This window comes from Variovorax humicola (assembly GCF_037889915.1).
Classification (GTDB): domain Bacteria; phylum Pseudomonadota; class Gammaproteobacteria; order Burkholderiales; family Burkholderiaceae_C; genus Variovorax; species Variovorax humicola.
Genome location: NZ_JBBKZV010000087.1, coordinates 1 through 2,474, shown reverse-complemented (window position 1 = coordinate 2,474; position 2,474 = coordinate 1). Strand labels below are relative to the sequence as shown.

General features: G+C 69.8%; 1 protein-coding gene. It reads right to left on the bottom strand.

Annotation, left to right across the window (positions count from 1 at the left end):
- Positions 1-2,474: Ig-like domain-containing protein (locus tag WKW80_RS37045; RefSeq protein WP_340368535.1), on the bottom strand; the 2,474-nt coding region annotated here is incomplete at both ends.

The following is a 2,474-nucleotide window of genomic DNA, read 5'->3' as shown; positions in this document are numbered from 1 at the left end:
CAACGCCTGCGGGCGCAGTGCCCGCGTAGGTCGGCTTGCCGTCGTCGGTGATCGCGTTGTCCGCGATCAGCCCCACGATCGCGCCGACGTCGTCCGTCAGCGTCGGCGCCGCAAGTGCGTCAGGCGCCGCGGTGTCCACGGTGAAGGTACGCGCCGGGCTCTGTGCACTGACGTTGCCCACGGCGTCCACCGAGGCGGCGGTCACGCTGTGCAGGCCTTGCGCCAGTGGCGACACCGGGGTGTAGGACCAGTTGCCGCTGGCATCGCTCACGGTCGTGCCGATCAGCTTGGCGTCGTCGTACACGTTGATGGTCGTGCTGGCCGGGCCGGTGCCGCTGAGGGCGGGCGTCGTGTCGTCGGTGAAGCCGGCATTGGCCACCGGGCCCTGGATCGAGCCCACGTCATCGCTCACGCCGGTGACCGCAGGCACGGCCGAGGCCGTGGTGTCGATGCTCAGGTGGAAGTCCACCGTGCCGGTGGTGCCGGCCGCGTTGGTCGCCGAGGCGGTGTAGACGTGCGCGCCCTCGCCTTGCGCGGGCAGCAGCAGCGACCATGCGCCCGTGGGGCCGGCGGTGGTGGTGCCGATGACGGTGGCGCCTTCCCTGATGGTGACGGTGGCGCCGGCCGTGGCCGTGCCGATCAGCTCGGGCGTCGTGTCGTCGGTCGCGCCGTTGTCCGCCACGTTGGCCTGGATCGCGCCGACGTTGTCCACCGCGTGGGTGATCGACACGATCACCGCCGAGGTGTCCACCGTGAAGGGCAGTGCCGGGCCGGCCGCGCTGGTGTTGCCCGCCGGGTCGGTCTCCGTGGTCGTCAGGCTGTGGGCGCCGTCGATCAGCGGGTCCTTGGGCGTCAGGCTCCAGCTGCCGTCGGGCTGCACCACGGTCGTGCCGATCAGATTGCCGTTGTCGTACACCTTGATGGTGTCGCCGGCCGTGCCGGTGCCGCTGATGACCGGGGTGGCATCGTTGGTGGTGCCGCCGGGCACGATGACACCGATGGTGGGCGCCAGGTCGTCGGTGGCCGTCGGCGCTGCCGGCGTGGCCGGGGCTGACGTGTCCAGCACGATCGGGTAGGCGCCCGTGCTCGGGCTGCTCTGGCCCGCGCCGTCGGTGGCGGTGGCCGTCAGGTTCTTCAGGCCATCGCCCGACAGCGTCGGCGTGACGCTCCAGGTGCCGTCGCCGGCCACCGTGGTGGTGCCCACTTCCTGGCCGTTGGCGTACAGCTTGATCGTGGTGCCGGGCGTGCCGGTGCCGCTGATGGTGGGGGTGGTGTCGTCGGTCGACGCGTTGGGTTGCAGCGAACCCTGGAGCGCGCCGACGTTGTCGTTGACCAGCGTGATGGCCGGCGCCGCAGGGGCGTCGCCCGCCACGGTGAAGGGCTTGGCCACCGACAGCGGGCCTTCGTTGCCCGCCGCATCGACTGCCGAGACCTGCAGGCTGTGCGGGCCGGAGGCCAGCGGCAGCGCGGGCTCGAAGCTCCACTTGCCGTCGGGCTGCACCGAGCTCGTGCCCAGGTACATGCCGTTGTCGTAGACCTTGACCGTGGCAACGCCTGCGGGCGCAGTGCCCGCGTAGGTCGGCTTGCCGTCGTCGGTGATCGCGTTGTCCGCGATCAGCCCCACGATCGCGCCGACGTCGTCCGTCAGCGTCGGCGCCGACAGCGCCTCTGGCGCCATGGTGTCCACGGTGAGCACCAGCGGGCCGCTCGGGGCACTTTCGTTGCCTGCGAGATCGGTCAGCGTGTAGGTGATCTCGTGCCGGCCTTCGCCCAGTGGCGTGTTCGGCGTCAGGGTGCCTGTCTTCGGGTCGTAGGTGGCGGGCACTTCCTTGGCGTCCACATACAGCTTGGGCGTCGTGTCTGCCGGGATCGTTCCGATGTTGATGCCGGGCGTTGAATCGTCCGTCGTCGGAGCGGTGCTGGTCGGGTTCTGCACCTTGCCCACATTGTCTTCGTAGCTGCCAGGGGCCGCCGGAGCCGCAGGGGCGGTGTAGTCAATGGTGAGCACCAGTGGGCCGCTCGGGGCACTTTGGTTGCCTGCGGAATCGGTCAGCGTGTAGGTGATCCAGTGCCGGCCCTCATCCAGCGGCGTGTTCGGCGTCAGCGTGCCTGTGTTCGGGTCGTAGGTGGCGGGCACTTCCTTGGCGTCCACATACAGCTTGGGCGTCGTGTCTGCCGGGATCTTGCCGATGTTGACGCCGGGCGTCGAGTCGTCCGTCGTCGGGGCGGTGCTGGTCGGGTTCTGCACCTTGCCCACGTTGTCTTCGTAGCTGCCAGGGGCCGCCGGCGTCGCAGGGGCGGTGTTGTCAACGGTGATGACAATCGGACCGCTCGGCAGGCTCTCATTGCCTGCCAGGTCGGTTACCGTGTAGGTGATGTCGTGCGGACCTTCGGTCAGCGGCGTGTCCGGCGTCAGGGTGCCGGTCTTCGGTTCGTAGGTGGCAGGCACTTCCTTGCCGTCCACGTACAGCTTG